Below are 17,134 nucleotides of genomic sequence, written 5' to 3' on the forward strand. Positions count from 1 at the left end.
AATAGCTATTGTAAAACGACCTTTCCCGTGGCTAAAACTTTGCCATTTGAATCCATTACCGCAACAACATACACCCCCCGGCAAGGGGGGCCTGCTGACACATCCATGATGCTGTAAGGTGCTGTTACCGTAAACGATTTAATATAAACCCGCTGGCCGTTATTGCCGTAAATGACCAGGCTCCTGGTTGTTCCCGGGTTTACAGCGCCGCTGTAATACCTTACCTGAAATACGCCGCTGTTTGGATTGGGTGTTATGAAAAGCCTGTTAGAAGCAGAATCTTTAATATTGACAGCATTGGACAAGGCGGTACAGTTTAATGCAGTTGTTACACGGGCGGTATAAAGCCCCAGTTCATCTACACCAACACGAAGCGTTGATCCGGAAGCGCCTGGAACTGCAATACCATTCCGGTACCAGGCAATTGTATTGGTTGGGCCCGGAGGCGTTATGGTTGCCGTAAGTGTAGTGAACATACCTGGTAAGAGACTTGTATAAGGCGAAGCCAAAATGGAGATCGATGGCGCTGCAGTTGTTGTTACCGTCACGCTTGCGCATGAAGTGGTATTGCAGGTTCCTTCTGCCCGCACAAAGAAAGTGGTGCTGGTATTGACCGCCACATTGGAAAGCGTGGCACCTGTTCCAAGTAAAGCGCCTCCGCAGCTGCCGCTGTACCATTTCCAGGAAGCCCCGGTTCCCAGGAAGCCCCCGGTAATACTTAAGTTTACTATTGCAGGCCCGCAACTCGACGTTATATCTGAATTAGCAGAAACCGCAGCAACTGAAATGCTGTTAACCGTTAATGTAGCTGTTGAGGATGTCACCGGTCCGCAACTGCCCGTTACAACCACATCATAATCACCGGCATCACCAATCGTTACATTATTGATGGTATAAGACGCTGCGTTGGCGCCGTTGATATTTCCTCCGTTCTTACGCCATTGATAGGTTAAAGAAGTGCCCGATGCTGCAACGGTAAACGTGGCATTTCCCCCCGCACAAACCGTTTGGCTTGCAGGCTGGGTACTTATAACTGTTGTTGCATTAACAGTTAATGTGGCTGTTGTGGAGGTTATGTTTCCACAGGCTCCGTTGATGACCACATCATAATTACCGGCATCGCCCGCCGTTACATTATTGATCGTATAAGATGCTGCATTGGCGCCGCCGATATTACCTCCGTTCTTACGCCACTGATACGTTAAAGAAGTACCCGAAACAACAACAGTAAAAGTTACATTTGCCCCGACACAAACAACCTGGTTCACGGGCTGTGTGGTTATCGCGGTGGAAGCATTTACCGTTAAAGCAGCTGAATTAGAAGTAACTGGCCCACAGGCCCCCGTAACCACCACGTCATAATCGCCGGCATCACCTGTTGTTACATTATTTATGATATAAGATGCTGCATTGGCGCCACCGATATTACCTCCGTTCTTACGCCATTGGTACGTTAATGAAGTGCCTGTTGCTGCAACGGTAAAAGTCACATTTACTCCCGCACAAACGGTTTGCGATACAGGATTCGTTGTGATCGTTACCGGCTGGTTCACAGTAATGGTCACAATGTTTGAAAAAGCGGTTGACGGACCTGAAGAACAGGTTACTTTGAGCCGGTAATAAGTGGTGGATGTGATGACGCCTGTTGAAGCGCTGGCAGGATTGGTTTGCCCGGCAAGGTCATTGATATTGCTGACAAAATTATCATTGGAATATTGCCATTGGTAACTGATGCCATTGCCTGCAGAATATCCTGTTGCCATTACCGTGCCCGTGCCGGAAGTGCAGAATGGCCCGGACGAAGTGTTTGCAGTGCCGCCAACAGGTGTGGTACAGGCGGGGGGTGTGAATTCAAAAGCACCCGGGTCGGGGTTAACGGCCCTGACCACATTGAGAATATCATCCGTAATACCCCCCACAGCAGTTGTGCCCATTGCTGCTCCATCCACAACAGGATTAGCAGGCGCAAAATTACCTGCGCCGGGGTTTGTAAATAACGGGTCTGCATGAACAGAGTTTGCATCTTTACCGGTACCGGTCTGCCAATCAGTGAATGTAGTATAGTTCGTACTTCCGATCTGCCCGTATGTTTGTGTACCTCCCGGTGCATTCAGCCAGGCTGCATTGTAATTGGAGATGAACGGGGCAGCAGACGCAGAGACATCAATGATCCTCTTTACCCCGGTTCCTCCCCGGGTAACAACAAAAATGTTATTACGCATATCAAGGCCGTTTTGTGTGCTGAAGTTTGATAAATTAATGGCATTGGTATTGGACGTACCGGCTCCTGTGGCATTGTTCAGCACAATGGTATTATGATAAATATTCACCGGCCCGGTAACAGAATTATTCTGGATACCATACTGTGCACCATCATTGTTCATTCCATAAATGAGGTTGTTTTGAATGGTGCCCGAAGTAGGTGCAGTGGTGGTGCCGCTCATATATACACCCCTGCTGATCGTAGAACTGCCGGGCATACTAACGTGCAGATCGTAAATGCGGTTCTTCTCCAGTAAAAAAGCAAGCGATCCTGCTGGTACGGTAATACCTGCCGGTGTAACGGCATCGCTTCCGGAATTGGTACGGGTTGGTCTGCGGATGATATTTCTGGATACCAATGCCCCATTGGTATAAGAGAGGTAAACACCAAAGCCATACCAGTCAAACACGTTGTTATTAATGACCGAAATACGGGTTAATGGTGTATTCCAGTGCACGCCGGAAAGCTGAATGGCCGAATAACCTCCGCTGACCGTATTGCCGGAGATAACAACACTGTCTGAAAGAGATCCGTCAAGCAGCCAGTTGGCACCGGAAATAATGATCCCGAAAGCCGAAGAGGTGGAATTGGTGGTGGATACATTGACGGTATTGTTCCGGATGGTAATTTTTGAAGAGCCATTGGTGATGTGAATACCCCGGCCCTGTGTAGCGTGCAGGCTGTTTACCGTCAGGTTTTCAACGATCATGTGATTCACGCCGTTCAACTGCAGTATATGATCACTGGCAGCATTGGTGGGATTATATTGCAGTACCTGGCTGTTCCCGTTCAATGTAATTGTATTTACAGCACTGCTGCCCGGAACGGTATTAAATACCACCTGTTCATCATAAGGGCCGTTCATTACATTGATAACAACCGGCGTACAAATGCCATGCTGCGAAAGTGCATTTGCCATACTTTGAAAACCGGTAAAGTTGGTGGTGGAAACCGGTAAAGAAGCATTGATGGTAAACACCCCTTCAAGGCCCCTGCGGAAGCCATTGTATGTATAGCTGTCATTAGAAGGATTACTGTCTGGCCCGCCGTTCGGATTGGATGATGTAGCTGTAAAATTGTAAATGGTGGCCCCGGTTACCGGAATGGTTCCTAAAGTAACAATGGTGGAAGCTCCGGGCGGAACCGTTGGCCCTGTCCAGTTAACTGCTGCCTGCGGAACGCCGTTCACAGTCCAGTTAATGGTAACGCTGTTCAAAGGATCGCCACCGGCATTGGTAAGTTCAAACTGCACGGCCAGGGTATTTGCACAATGGGGTATCGGAGGTAAAATAAAATTGGTGATGGCAGCGTCTCCCGATGGCGGGGTGAATTCATAAGCACCCGGATCAGGGGTAGCGCTACGGGTTGCCCCGGTGATATCTGTTGTGATGCCCGTACCCGGCAGCGCCTGGTTATTAATGACACCAGACCGGGGAACAGGATTGGTAACCGACTGGAAGGATGGATTGGTCTCAAAACTGGCTGCATCCTGGGTGCTTGCCGTTTGCCAGGCATTCAGCGTAGCATAGACTGTTGCACCCCGCATCCCAACATTTCCACCAGGTACCCAAAACACGTTGTAATTGCTGTTGATGGCCGATGTTACCGTGCTGGTGCTTGCCAGCTCAATGGCGGTCTTTGTTCCGCTGGTGGTTTGGGTAATACTGAAAATATTATTTCTCAGCACAGAATTGGTATTACTCAGTTCTTCCCGGAATCCTTTCAGGTTACCGGAAGTTGCTGTTGCATTATCAAAAGAAACGGTATTAAAATAGATTTCCGGTGCAGTGCCACCGGTCCTGACCCGGATGCCTTCAATGGTTCCGTTAGTGGAACGGATATCGTAGATCAGGTTATTATACACTTTATGCCCCGTTCCGTTAAAAGGTAAATGCCTACCAGGCTGCCCGATGTCTGCGACATCTTTATAAAGTTTCCGAAGATCCTGCCATTGACATTGGCTGCCTGGGCAAGCTGTATGGCATTGGTGGATGCAGTTGATCCAGCACTTTTATCGAAATGATTTCCGCTTACAACAGCGCCATCGGTTTCCCGCAGGTAAACGCCATTGGAATTAAAATCATTGAAATTATTATTACTGATCACCACGTTGGTGGCAAGCGGGGAAGCAAGCCCGTTTACGGAAGCGCCATAACCACCACCGGTAACGGTGTTGCCGGTAATATTAATGATATTGAAAGTTCCCCCCGGCGTAAGAATACTGGAAGCTATTCCGTTGGCAACAAAAGCGCCCAAAAGTGTGCTGGTTGCCGATCCCATATCCACTACACAATTACTGATGGTTATATTGTTCCCCGAATTAAGGATATGCACCCCGATAAAACCGGTTGATCCGGGAAACATATTAATGTGCAGGTTATTGATGGTAAAATACTGCAGGCCGATCAGCCGGATGATATGGCGGTTGGGATTTGAGCCGGTCTGGTTGATGGCGGTATCCGAAGTGATGGTTTCCCCGCTTCCTTGAATGGTTACGGTGGCCGCAGCCCCTATGCCGGCAATATTTTGAAAGATCACCTGTTCATTGTACGGCCCCGTGCCGGCCACCACCGTAGCCGTAACATTACCGGTAACACCCGTAGCAGTGAGCGCATCAGAAAAATCTTTAAAGCTGTTAAAATTGGTGCCACCCGTGGGAACGGTCTTATTGATGGTATATGCGCCAATAAGGGAACTTTGTGCGTTAAGGGAAAGGGAAAAAAGAAAGGAGATAAACCCGGCCAAAGCAAACAGGATCCATTTATATGTCACAGAATTAATACGAAGATCCAGGGGTAACTTTTGATCTCATTACCAGGTGTATTTGATATTAGAAATATAGCAGCCTTCAGTTCTTTTTAACAGGCCGTTGCTGTTTTAAGCGAAGTAATTTAGCCCTTATTTTTCGTAAAATCCGGATTCTATACATGGATCTGCATTGTATTAATGCGGGGTTTAATAAGAAGGTTTTATTTACAGGAAGAAGGGAGAATTCATATTGGCAATAGGGTTTGTTGCCCAATATGTATCGGGACGACACAAGCCCGCCCGGATGACCTTGTGGTCGGACGGGGGTTTTCAGTCACGTTGCTGTAGCCCTGTTAACCATTGTTGGGAAGGGCTATAGAATACGGGAAAGAGATAAAATCTCTAAACCAAAGCATCCTTGTCTATGACTAGGACGAGTCAGGAATAATTACTTGATTGTTCTTGTATAAATATATCCATCCGAGCTTGCAATATATACCCTGCTTTGCAGATCATAAACTGCTACATCATAAATGGCATTGAACATGTTTGAGGGGAACAAATCATCTGTATAGTTGTCCCATGTAACACCAAAATCACGTGAAATGTAAACACCCCCATAATAGGAGCTTACAAAAATGTATTTTCCGTCAGATGTGGAATTTATAGACGTTATATATGCAGTATCAACCATTCCGGTATTCACTTTCGACCAGTTATAAGCACTGGTACCCAATTGCGCTCTATAAAGACCCTTTTCAATTGTTCCGGCATATATGTGCGTGCCGCCGGCCGTGCCTTTTCCCGGAATATGCAAAGCATTTACCTCGGGCAAAGCAGGCATGCCGCTCATGATCGTGGTATAATTAGCTCCGCCATCCGCCGAAACAAACATGCCATATGTACCCCCGGCATAGATCCGCTTCCCGCTACTTGTAGGGTTGTCGTCTGTAAATGCATATATGATAAAGGGAGAAATAGTACCCCAAATACTGCCATTGTTAGTAGCGGTACTGTAATAATCGTAAGCGTTGTCTGCAGCCATAATCGTTGTGCCGCTTACATACATATCCCATGCGTCTCTTGAACTATCAAAAGGGAAAACGTATTGTTTAAAAGGAGCCCAAGAACCCGCCGGGGTCAGCGAGTAAATACCATGATCTATGCCAAGGGCAAAAACAATATTGTCTGTGGATACACCAAAACCCTGGATATTGACACCGTTTGGAAGACCCGAACTGAAGTGGGTCCAGTTTTGTCCCCCATCCATTGAACGGTATACCCCATCATTAACGGTGCCAGCATACATCACACCATTTGTTATAAATAATTTTTCAGGAATGGCGGAAAAGAAAGGAATACCACTGCTGGACTTTGTCCATTTTTCAACATTCTCCAGTTTCTTACCGCAGCTATACAAAGCAACGGCAATCAGTAATATATAATATGATTTGAACTTCATGTGAATGACGTTTTATCAAGGTTACATAAATATAAATTTTATTATTGAGGATTCAAAGCATTGGAGGCGATAACGAAAGGTCTATTTATATATGTGATAGCGTGGCTATAAGATTAAAATCTAAAAACCAAAGCATCCTTGTTAGAGACTGGAGAAGGTCAAAATTCTGCTTATTCTGCGGGAACACAAAAACCCCAAGCATTGCTGCCGAGGTCTTGGTCCCGATACATATCGGGACGACACCAGCCCGCCCTTGATGACCTTGGTCGGACGGGAATTTTCAGTCACGTTGCTCTACCGACTGAGCTACCGCACTATTGAATATTGAACAAGTAACAAGGAATTAAGAATGGTAAAATGCAAAAAACCCCAACATTTCTGCCGGGGTTTGTGGTGTGGGGCGGGATTGAACCGCCGACACAAGGATTTTCAGTCCTTTGCTCTACCAACTGAGCTACCGCACCATCCGAATTTCGAACAAGGAACAAGGAATGCTGAATGTCGAAATGGGCAGCAAAAATAAGGAAAATACCTGCTTGAAAAACTAAAAAAGGGAAAAATGTTCAATATTCAGTTTTCAATTTCTTTGAGTGTTGTAATGGGTCCTTTAGTTCCCGTATTCGCATAAGAACTTGATCCGCATGAGTTTTAGCTGTTCCCAGTTGAAATTACTGTCGGCCAGCTCTTCCAGGGCCACCTGGAGGGAAGAGGTTTCGCAGTTCTTGAAATAATCCATTATCTCGTCCTGCTCGTATTCATCCACCATCTCATCGATGGCATAATCCAGGTTTAACTTGGTGCCGCTTGCCACAATGGTCTCCATTTCTTCCAGCAATTCATCAATACGCAGGTCACGGGTTTTGGCCACGGTCTCCAGCGGGATCTTTTTATCTACGTTCTGAATGATGAATATCTTGTTGTTGTTACGGTTCACCACGCTCTTCATCACAAAATCATCGGGGCGTATGATATCATTCTCTGCAACATATTCTGCGATCAGTTCAATGAAAGGCTTCCCATACTTTGCCGCCTTGCCCTTGCTTACACCGCTTATCTTTTCCAACTCGGCCATAGTGGTGGGATACATGGTTGCCATATCGATCAGGCTGTTCTCCAAAAAAATAACAAAGGGCGGCAGCTTCTTTTCTTTGGCAACTTTTTTCCGAAGGTCTTTCAGCAATTCCACCAGTTTTTCATCAGCCGCACCGGCATCCGAACCGGAAGTTTCTGCTTCTTCATCATCTGCATTGGCTTCTTCAAACAGGTTATTCATCACAATTTTGAAAGAGACAGGCTTCTTTAAAAAAGCCTCCCCTTTTTTTGTGATCTTCAGCAGGCCGTATTCCACGATATCCTTTTCGATCAACCCGGCCAGCAACATCTGGCGGATAAGACTGTTCCAGTGATGATTGTCCTTATCGTTGCCGCTGGCAAAAACAGCCAGCTCTTCGTGGCGGTACATTTTTACCTGCGGCGTTGCCTTGCCGGCAAGGATCAGCAACACATATTCAACAGGGAACTGTTCGCCCAGCGCCTTCACCACCTTTAAAACAGTTACCGCACTGTCCTTTGCTTCTGTTTTTTCTTTCGGGTTAAGACAATTATCGCAATGGCCGCAGCTTTCACTATCGTCGTAATGCTCACCGAAATAATGCAACAGCACTTTTCTGCGGCACACACTCGTTTCTGCATACGCCACCGTTTCGTTTATCAGCTGTGCTCCCACTTCACGCTCACTGAGCGGTTTGTCCCTCATCAGGTGTTCCAGCTTGGCCACATCTTTATGCGAATAGTAAAGGATACACTTTCCTTCCAGCCCGTCCCTTCCGCCACGCCCCGTTTCCTGGTAATAATTTTCAATGGATTTTGGAATGTTGTAGTGAATGACAAAACGGATATCGGGTTTGTCAATACCCATACCAAATGCAATGGTGGCAACAATTACGTCCACGTCCTCGTTCAGGAACTGGTCCTGTCTTTCTGACCTTAATTTGCTGTCGAGTCCCGCATGATAAGAAACAGCCTTAATGCCGTTCGCCATCAGCATCTTTGCCAGCTCCTCGGTTGTTTTGCGGTTGAGGGTATAAATGATCCCGCTCTTGTTCTTATGCAGCTGGATGAAACGTACAATACTTTTATTGGTCTGCTCCAGGTTTATCTTCGGCTGGATCTCATAATAGAGATTGGGCCTGTTGAATGAAGAGATGAATATTTTTGGCTTGCGCAACCCCAGGTTCTTAACGATGTCGCTTTGCACTTTAGGCGTAGCGGTCGCTGTTAATGCGATCACCGGTATCTTATCATCGATCAGGTCCATCATTTCTCTTAACCTCCGGTATTCGGGCCGGAAATCATGGCCCCATTCTGAGATACAGTGTGCTTCATCCACGGCAAAGAAAGAGATCTTCAACCCTTTGAAAAAAGAGATGTTCTCTTCTTTCGTCATGGTTTCGGGCGCTACATAAAGCATTTTTGTCTTCCCGGTTGTCAGGTCATCCTTCACCACTTTTTGCTGCCCTTTATTTAAGGTGCTGTTTAAAAAGTGGGCCACATCTTCCTTGCTGCTGTAGCTGCGAACCAGGTCAACCTGGTTTTTCATCAAAGCGATCAATGGAGAAACGATGATGGCCACGCCATCGCTGATGATGGCAGGCAACTGGTAGCATAAACTTTTACCGCCACCGGTAGGCATGATCACAAAAGTGTCATTGCCATTGAGGAGGCTGTTAATGATCTCCTCCTGCGGCTCTTTAAAACCATCAAAGCCAAAATGATCCTGAAGCTGAACAGTCAGTTCACTGTGTGTGTTTTTTGTCGCCCCTTTCTTTGCAGTCCTGGCAGCCGGTTGTTTTATATTGGATTTAGCCATAATTGTTGCTCAACACTGAATTTTCCTTACCCGTTTTTTGAGGGGTTGCGAAGTTAACCTAAATCAACAGCCGAATCAAACCCAATAAGGAAAAACAGCGTTTTTTTAACGAATATTTCAATCACTTAAGTTAATCAAATTAACTTAACCGGCAAAAAATAAGGCAATAAAAAACAGGGTGTTTCAACCCCGCCGCTTCAAAATTTCCTTCTTTGCATTCTGAATGATTTAAAGTAGGTTTGCGCCATTGCTGATGAACAAAGAAAAGATCATACGGGTAGCACTTGGTACAATTGAAACAGAGACCAATGCTGTGAACGGGCTGAAGGAGTTCATCAACGCAGATTTTGTGAAAGCGGCCGAACAGGTCGCCCGGTCGAAAGGGAGGCTGATCGTAAGCGGCATCGGCAAGAGCGCCATCATTGCGCAAAAGATAGTTGCCACACTCAACAGTACCGGAACCCCCTCTGTTTTCATGCATGCTGCCGACGCCATCCATGGCGACCTGGGCATGATACAGGCCGACGACATTGTTCTGCTGATAAGCAAGAGCGGCGACAGCCCCGAAATAAAAGTATTGGCCCCGCTGGTTAAAAACTTTGGCAACACCCTCATCGGCATGGTAGGCAACATGCAGTCTTACCTGGCACAGCATAGTGATATTGTTTTAAACAGCACGGTTGAACAGGAAGCCTGCCCGAATAATCTTGCTCCCACCAGCAGCACCACCGCACAAATGGTGATGGGGGATGCGCTGGCTGTTTGCCTGATGGAGCTAAAAGGATTCGGCAGCGGTGATTTTGCAAAATATCATCCGGGCGGAACCCTGGGAAAAAGACTGTACCTGCGTGTGGAAGACCTGGCGGCACAAAATGCAAAACCGAAAGTATTACCCGGGGCAACCCTTAAAGAGGTGATCGTGGAAATGACAGAGAAGAGGCTGGGAGCAACAGCAGTGGTGGATGAGAAAAATAATATTTTAGGTATAATAACCGATGGCGACCTGCGGAGGATGCTGGAGAAGACAGACAGTTTTAAGAACCTGCAGGCGAAAGACATCATGAGCAGCAGACCGAAAACGATCGGGTCAGACGTGCTGGCAGTGCTGGCGCTGGAAGAGATGCGGAACATCGGCATCAGCCAGCTATTGGTGGAACAGAACGGGGTCTATGCCGGCATCATCCATTTACACGACCTGGTAAAAGAGGGTATCATATAATCTGATTTATGAACAAAAACAACTACGTAGCCATAATGGCCGGGGGCATTGGCAGCAGGTTTTGGCCAATGAGCCGTACAGATTTTCCCAAACAATTCATTGATATATTAAATGCCGGGCGAACACTTATCCAGTCAACCTACGACCGGTTTGCCAAATTCATTCCGGCGGATAATATTTATGTGGTAACGTCGGAACAATACAAAGACATTGTTGCAAAACAACTGCCCGAACTGCCTCACGGAAATATCCTGTGTGAGCCTTCCCGGAAAAATACGGCGCCCTGTGTTGCCTACATCTCTTATAAGCTGCAGTTGCTGAACCCTGATGCCAACCTGATCTGTGCTCCCTCCGACCACCTGATCACAGACGAAGAAGGGTTTAAAGAAGTATGCACGGCCGCATTGAAATTCACGGCGCACATCAAAGCCCTGGTAACACTGGGGATAAAACCAACATACCCCAACACCGGCTATGGCTATATTCAATACGAGCCGCACAAAGTGGATGACAATGTTTATAAAGTAAAAACATTTACCGAAAAGCCCGACCTGGAACTGGCAAAGACCTTTATTACCAGCGGTGATTTTTTGTGGAACGCCGGCATATTTGTGTGGCAGGTCAGGAACATCATCAAGGCATTTGAAAAATACCTGCCCGAAATGGCAGAGGTTTTTGAAGCGGAAAAAAGCCACTTCAACACCCGGAAAGAAAAGGATGCCATTGAACGCATCTACCCGCAATGTGTGAACATATCCATTGATTACGGCGTAATGGAAAAGGCAGATAATGTGTACATCATCCCTTCCTCTTTTGGCTGGAGCGACCTGGGCACCTGGGCCAGCACCTATGATAACCTGGAAAAAGATTACCTCGGCAATGCGGTTGCCGGCGACAATGTAATGGTGATCGATGCCACCAACAACATGGTGCATGCCGACAACAACAAACTATTGGTGCTGCAGGGCCTCGATGAATTTGTAGTGGTGGACACCCACGATGTGCTGCTTATCTGCAAAAAAGACAAAGAGCAGGAGATAAAGGAATATGTGGCCGAGATAAAACGCAACAAAGGCGATAAGTTCATTTAAAACTTTTCTGTTTGATCCCCATAATAAAAAGCAAACTGCCGGAAGTTGGTACCACCATTTTTACGGTAATGAGTGTGCTGGCTGCCGAACATAAGGCCATCAACCTTGGCCAGGGCTTTCCCGACTACCCGATGAATGAAGAACTGATCGCCTTGGTGAACAAAGCCATGCTTGACGGGCACAACCAGTATGTGCACATGGCGGGCTTGCCAAAACTGCGGGAAGTGCTGGCAGAAAAGATAGAAGGCCTTTACGCTACAAAGACCGATCCCGAAACAGAGATCACTATCACACCCGGCGGCACCTACGCTATTTATACAGCGCTTACCAACTTACTGCAGCCCGGGGATGAAGTGATCGTTTTTGAACCGGCCTACGACAGCTATATCCCCAACATTGAGATCAACGGGGGTATTCCCGTGCTTATCCCGCTTGTGTACCCGGATTATAAGATCGACTGGGAGCTGGTGAAGCAGAAGATCTCTCCCAAAACAAAACTCATCATGCTCAATACGCCGCACAATCCATCGGGAAGCGTGTTAGGCGCCGGCGATATTGAACAATTGCGCAGCATCGTAAAAGGCACGGGCATTTTTATTTTAAGCGATGAGGTATATGAGCACCTGATCTTCGACGGCATGAAACACGAAAGCATGCTGCGTTACCCGGACCTGTATGAAAGAAGCTTTGTTTGTTTTTCTTTTGGAAAGGTATACGACTGTACGGGATGGAAGCTTGGTTACTGTGTGGCGCCACCGGCGCTGATGAAGGAATTCCGGAAGGTGCACCAGTTCAACTGTTTCAGCTGCAACAGCCCGGTGCAGGTTGCACTGGCAGAATTCCTGAAAAAGAAAGAAAACTATTTACAGCTTGGCACATTCCTGCAAAAGAAGCGGGATCATTTCCAGGAGCTGATGAAGCAAACAAGATTAAAACCACTCCCGTCCCACGGAAGTTATTTCCAGTTGTACAGTTATGCAGGCATCAGCGAAGAGAACGAAAGGGATTTTGCCATCCGGGTAACAAAGGAATACGGCGTGGCGGCCATACCCACTTCTGTTTTTTATAAGAGCGGGGAAGATAATAAAGTGCTGCGGTTTTGTTTTTCCAAAAAAGAATCTACGCTGGAAGAAGCAGCTAACAGGTTGATGAAACTTTGAACGTTTCAAACGTTGCAAGGTTTCAACGTTCTCACACCCCAAACGCTTCCGTTTTTTGGCCTCCGGCCAACAGCCGTAGTAACCACAGATTCGCACAGATCTTTTCACAGATGGCCACAGATAATCTGTGAATCAATCCGATTAAATCTGTGGTAAAATCCTCATACCCCAAACTGCCTCAAATGATGATCCAGGTGTTTGTACATCGCCTGCCCCCACTGCTGCTGCGTGAAAGATCCAAACATAGGATGCGGAAATTTTCCAACATTGCCAGGGCCCAGCGAATAGAATTTATTGGCCAGGCCCAAAAGCTCCTGCTTCTCTTTTTCAAAATCCCGCTCGCCGGTAATTTTAAAATTAGGGGCCGTTGGTAAATTGGGTTTCCAGGGCTCGTCGTTATAGAGCTTTGATTTTATCATCCAGCCTACCAACAACCCCAGAAAACTCCGGGGCATTTTCTTATCACTCAGCGGCACGTTGAATGCTTCTTTGCAATGCGCCAGCATCTGTGCCACATTCATCTTGCCCCATTGCCTTTCTGAAGAAGGAGCCAGCGAATTCATTCGCCGGGTGACCTCATCATAAACATCTTTGTCAAATAAATTCTTCATCTGCAGGGATTTCGTTAAAGATAAAAAACAACCGCTACTTATTTCACCAATACCAAATAACCCCAAGCACCCACCGTCATTTCATCGTCTCCCTTCCATTCATATTGTTTCCCGGTAAAATAGTCTTTGTAAATTCCTTTGTGATATATGGAATGGAGCTTTACCGTAACCGGTTGATCGCTGAAGTTGATGATGGGAATAACCTTGTCTCCATCCTTCTCCCGGCTGAATGAAATGACCCTGTCCATTTTATCATTGTAAATGCGGACCATCTCTCCGCCCCAGGCGCCGTTCCACAATGCATGGTTGCTGTGTTTTAAAGTGAATAATCTTTTATACAGGTCATAGAAGGGATGTTGTTTCCATTCGATCAGGTCTTTATCAAAGAATTTCAGCGATCGGCTCAAACCGGCTTCCTGTCCGCCGTACACCATCGGCATTCCGTTGATCACCGCACAAAGGACCATGCAGGCAGGCAACCCTTCCCCAAAATTGGAGAACTGGTTTCCCTCCCATGAATTCTTGTCGTGGTTCTCGGTGAAGGTCATCCGGAATGCATCCGGGGGCACGGCACCCACATCATGTGCCATATATTCAACCAGGCCGCCAATGCCTTTTTTATTTACAGTGGCATCCTTCATCTTATCCCAGAGGGTCCAGGAATAGGTCATGTCAAATGCTTTTTTATAAAGGTCCCTCGACTCCCATTCCGCCAGCATGAACACCGGCTTGATGGCGTCCAGTTCAGCCCGTACATTATCCCAGAAGTCAACGGGGATGAAACCCGCCACGTCGCAACGGTAGCCGTCAATGTCTGCTTCCTTCACCCAGTACTTCAATGCACCGGTCATGTATTTGCGCAATGCAGGAACATTGTAATCAAAGTCTATCACATCATCCCAGTCGTACCAGGGTGTGGGCTGAAAATTTCCTTCAGGTGATTTGCTGTACCAATCCGGGTGTACTTTGGCCAGTTCATTGTCCCAGGCCGAATGATTGGCCACCCAGTCGAGGATCACGTACATGCCCATGCTGTGAATTTTTTTCACCAGCGCTTTCAGGTCATCCAGGGTTCCGTATTCTGGGTTCACACCCAAATAATCCTTCACCGAATATTCACTGCCCAGCGTTCCCTTCCGGTTCTTTTCTCCAATGGGATGAATGGGCATCAGCCAGATGATATCAACGCCCATTTCTTTCAGCCGTGGCAGGTGTGTTTCAAAAGCCCTGAATGTTCCCTCCGGGGTGAACTGCCGTACATTCACTTCATAGATCGTGGCACTCCTGCTCCATTCGGGGTGTTTAAGCTCTACGTATTTTTTTGGGCTGTACCTGTCTTCGGCAACAGGGGCTGTATTGGTTTTTTCATCTGCCCCGGGTTTGCATCCATAGAATAAAAAAAGGAATAAGAAAGTAAGAATTGCGGCCTGTTTATTTTTCATTACCGTTGAATTTAATTGTTATATACCTTACTGGTTTGTGACCTTGATATAACCGTATCCTTCTGCCTGTTTTTTTACCAGTTCATACAATCCGTCGGGGACTGTGTTGATGCCCGGCAATAAATTGCTCTTTACAAACCCATTTGCCTTCATCGCCGCTTCACAAACAGTAAAATTTGCTTTTTGTCTGCAAGGATGCTTTGAATACCGGCTGCCACCGTTGATCTTTCCTGTGTTACCATCGGGACCGATTTACCGTAAAACACCACTTCAATTTTTGCGGCTGGATCCGCATCCATGACAAGATTGATCCACCGTATCACACGGGCATGAACGGCCGTATCGGAACTGGTGACATCAAATACAATATTATACGGCTGTTTTTGAGCACTTGCAGTGATGGTGAATGCAGCCATCAGTAACATAAACATGATCTTGTTCATAAGAGGGTCTTTAGAAGCCATAAGGTATAAAATCAGTACGGCTAAATCAAACAAAAGACTGTTTTATTGATATAAATCAGCCATTGGACTGACGGGCGTTTTCCTGAATGAACAACCAATGGCATAACTATGTGGGGCACAAAAGCATTAAGATATGGCAACAAAAACAAAGGCCGGAAAGTATGTTTACTTCTTTGGCGGCGGCAAAGCCGATGGAAACGAATCCATGAAAAACCTGTTGGGCGGTAAAGGAGCTAACCTGGCCGAAATGGCGGGTCATCCCAAACTGCGGCTTCCTGTTCCGCCGGGGTTTACGGTCACTACAGAGGTATGCACGTATTATTATGACAATAAAAAGACCTATCCCCGGGCATTAAAGATGCAGGTAGAGGATTCCCTGGGAAGAATGGAAAAGCTTACCGGTAAAAAATTCGGCGACGCCGCAAACCCCTTACTGGTTTCTGTGCGCTCGGGCGCCCGCCGCTCCATGCCCGGTATGATGGAAACGGTATTGAATATCGGGCTGAATGAGAACACCATCCGGGGCGTTGTTGCACAAAGCGGCGACGAACGCTTTGCCTATGATGCCTACCGGCGGTTGATCATGATGTATGCCGATGTGGTGATGGAAAAAGCGGCCGGTGTTGAGCCAAAGGGTAAGGGCATTCGCAAAGCGCTGGATGAAAAACTGGAGCATATCAAACACAAACAGGGATATAAAAGCGATACCGAACTTACCGTGGAAGAATTGAAGGAACTGGTGAAAGATTATAAGAAGACCGTGAAAAAAGTTCTGGGTTCCGCTTTTCCCGATGACCCATGGGAGCAATTATGGGGCGGCATCGGGGCTGTATTTGCAAGCTGGAACGGCAAGCGGGCCATTGAATACCGGCGTATTGAAAAGATACCGGATGAATGGGGCACGGCCGTGAATGTGCAGGCCATGGTATTTGGCAATATGGGCAATAGCAGTTGTACCGGCGTGGCGTTTACAAGAAACCCGGGCAGCGGCGAGAACAGGTTCTATGGAGAATACCTGGTGAATGCACAGGGCGAAGATGTGGTTTCCGGCACCCGTACACCGGCGCCGGTAAATGAGTATTCAAAGAATGCACAGAGCAAACAATTCACCACGCTGGAGAAATTAATGCCCAAACTTTATAAAGAACTCTTCGTTTACCAGAAGCGCCTGGAAAAACACTATAAGGACATGCAGGATATTGAGTTCACCATTGAAAAAGGGATACTCTATATGCTGCAATGCCGTGTTGGCAAACGCAATGGTGTGGCTGCCGTTCGGATGGCCACCGATATGTACAAAGAAAAAATGATCGACGTAAAGACAGCGATCATGCGGGTGGCGCCCAACCAACTGGTTGAACTGCTGCTTCCCATGCTGGATCCAAAAACAGAGATCATTACCCCGGTCATTGCAAAAGGCCTTCCCGCCGGACCGGGCGGCGCCAAAGGCCGGGTGGTGTTCACTTCAGAAGATGCGGTGGCATGGGCATCCAAAGGAGAGAAAGTTATTTTGGTACGGGAGGAAACATCTCCCGAAGATGTGGATGGCATGCACAAGTCGCAGGCGGTGTTAACAACCAAGGGCGGCATGACATCTCATGCGGCACTGGTGGCCCGGGGCTGGGGGAAATGCTGCATCGTTGGCTGCGGCGATATTGAGATACACGCCGATACCAAAACCTTCCACGCAAAAAATAATGTGATCATTAAAGAAGGCGATTGGATCAGCCTGAACGGAACCAGGGGAGTTGTATATGAAGGCAGCCTTGCGCTGGTTGATATTGACATTGACAAGAACCAATCCT

General features: G+C 47.0%; 12 protein-coding genes and 1 tRNA gene. 4 read left to right on the forward strand and 9 right to left on the reverse strand.

Annotated elements, in window-relative coordinates:
- Positions 1-5: 5 nt before the first annotated feature.
- From IPJ02_10265 to recQ, 5 genes are all read right to left on the reverse strand, one after another.
- Complete coding sequence (locus IPJ02_10265; GenBank protein MBK7375919.1) at positions 6-4,127, reverse strand: right-handed parallel beta-helix repeat-containing protein; 4,122 nt, start codon at positions 4,125-4,127, stop codon at positions 6-8.
- Positions 4,112-5,035, reverse strand: a complete 924-nt coding sequence (locus IPJ02_10270) for a hypothetical protein (protein ID MBK7375920.1) — start codon at positions 5,033-5,035, stop codon at positions 4,112-4,114. Before IPJ02_10270 ends, IPJ02_10265 begins: the two co-directional genes overlap by 16 nt.
- A 424-nt stretch (positions 5,036-5,459) precedes the next feature.
- The gene (locus IPJ02_10275) at positions 5,460-6,473 is read right to left on the reverse strand and encodes a hypothetical protein (GenBank protein MBK7375921.1); all 1,014 of its coding nucleotides are present in this window, start codon (positions 6,471-6,473) and stop codon (positions 5,460-5,462) included.
- A 391-nt stretch (positions 6,474-6,864) separates the two neighbouring features.
- Positions 6,865-6,937, reverse strand: a tRNA-Phe gene (locus IPJ02_10280).
- Positions 6,938-7,080: 143 nt separating this feature from the next.
- Positions 7,081-9,342 (reverse strand): DNA helicase RecQ, encoded by a 2,262-nt coding sequence (gene recQ / locus IPJ02_10285; protein MBK7375922.1) that lies wholly within the window; start codon positions 9,340-9,342, stop codon positions 7,081-7,083.
- 253 nt (positions 9,343-9,595) lie between these two features.
- Between recQ and IPJ02_10290 the strand changes: the two genes are divergently transcribed.
- From IPJ02_10290 to IPJ02_10300, 3 genes are read left to right on the forward strand one after another with little or no spacing between them, the layout of a single operon-like run.
- Entirely contained in the window at positions 9,596-10,561 is a 966-nt protein-coding gene (locus IPJ02_10290) for a KpsF/GutQ family sugar-phosphate isomerase (GenBank protein MBK7375923.1), read from the forward strand.
- A gap of 8 nt (positions 10,562-10,569) precedes the next feature.
- On the forward strand, positions 10,570-11,652 hold the full coding sequence (locus IPJ02_10295; GenBank protein MBK7375924.1) for a mannose-1-phosphate guanylyltransferase: 1,083 nt from the start codon (positions 10,570-10,572) through the stop codon (positions 11,650-11,652).
- Positions 11,653-11,666: 14 nt separating this feature from the next.
- Positions 11,667-12,812, forward strand: a complete 1,146-nt coding sequence (locus IPJ02_10300; GenBank protein MBK7375925.1) for an aminotransferase class I/II-fold pyridoxal phosphate-dependent enzyme — start codon at positions 11,667-11,669, stop codon at positions 12,810-12,812.
- A gap of 161 nt (positions 12,813-12,973) precedes the next feature.
- On the opposite strand, the gene IPJ02_10305 is transcribed toward IPJ02_10300, so the two are convergent.
- Genes IPJ02_10305 through IPJ02_10320 form a run of 4 tightly spaced genes read right to left on the reverse strand, consistent with a single transcriptional unit; the run spans position 12,974 to position 15,308 of the window.
- Positions 12,974-13,423 (reverse strand): DUF1569 domain-containing protein, encoded by a 450-nt coding sequence (locus tag IPJ02_10305; GenBank protein ID MBK7375926.1) that lies wholly within the window; start codon positions 13,421-13,423, stop codon positions 12,974-12,976.
- Positions 13,424-13,461: 38 nt separating this feature from the next.
- Positions 13,462-14,865 carry an alpha-glucosidase C-terminal domain-containing protein gene (locus IPJ02_10310; protein ID MBK7375927.1) on the reverse strand — a complete coding sequence of 468 codons (1,404 nt, stop codon included), beginning with the start codon at positions 14,863-14,865 and terminating at the stop codon, positions 13,462-13,464.
- Positions 14,866-14,892: 27 nt separating this feature from the next.
- Positions 14,893-15,018, reverse strand: a complete 126-nt coding sequence (locus IPJ02_10315; GenBank protein ID MBK7375928.1) for a hypothetical protein — start codon at positions 15,016-15,018, stop codon at positions 14,893-14,895.
- Positions 15,015-15,308: a hypothetical protein gene (locus IPJ02_10320; protein ID MBK7375929.1), complete on the reverse strand. Its 294-nt coding sequence runs from the start codon at positions 15,306-15,308 to the stop codon at positions 15,015-15,017. The genes IPJ02_10315 and IPJ02_10320 overlap by 4 nt, the downstream gene beginning before the upstream one ends.
- Positions 15,309-15,462: 154 nt before the next feature.
- Here IPJ02_10320 and IPJ02_10325 point away from each other — a divergent pair.
- Positions 15,463-17,134: pyruvate, phosphate dikinase (locus IPJ02_10325; protein MBK7375930.1), on the forward strand; the 1,672-nt coding region annotated here is incomplete at its 3' end.

The sequence above is a fragment of the Chitinophagaceae bacterium genome, assembly GCA_016710165.1.
Classification (GTDB): Bacteria; Bacteroidota; Bacteroidia; order Chitinophagales; family Chitinophagaceae; genus Ferruginibacter.